This window comes from Bowmanella yangjiangensis, from assembly GCF_017255015.1.
Lineage (GTDB): Bacteria > Pseudomonadota > Gammaproteobacteria > Enterobacterales > Alteromonadaceae > Bowmanella > Bowmanella yangjiangensis.
Map to the genome: position 1 here is coordinate 1 of NZ_JAFKCS010000646.1, position 411 is coordinate 411.

The 411-nt window shown below is 64.5% G+C and carries 1 protein-coding gene; it reads right to left on the reverse strand.

All coding sequences use genetic code 11. The features are described 5' to 3' along the window. Nucleotides 1-20: 20 nt before the first annotated feature. On the reverse strand, nucleotides 21-411 hold a 391-nt coding region (locus tag J0A65_RS26075), incomplete at its 5' end, for a Na+/H+ antiporter subunit E (protein WP_206597095.1).

The window sequence follows — 411 nt, forward strand, 5'->3', positions numbered from 1 at the left end:
GATGGCCAGGCAGATCGGAATCACGTACGCGAGCATGCGAACACCTCCAGCAGTGGTGCTTCGTAACGGGTCTGGATGCTGCGCACCAGCGCGGCTTCGTCATCCACGTTGAGCCCGTGGATCAGCAACGTGCGCTTGTCATCGCTGAGGTCGGCGGAGACCGTTCCGGGCGTCAGCGAGACGATACTGGCGAGCATGGTCAGCGCCAGCTCGTCGTCCAGCTTCAGCGGCACCTCGACGAACGCCGGGCGCATGCGGCTGGCCGGGCCGAGAATCAGCTTGGCCACTTCCAGGTTGGCGACGACGATGTCACCCAGCACACGCAGCAGGAACAGGCACAGCTTGACCGGTTTGCGCACCTGCGGCGGGTTGATCCAGAACACCTGGCTGACCAGCGGAATCAGCCAGCCG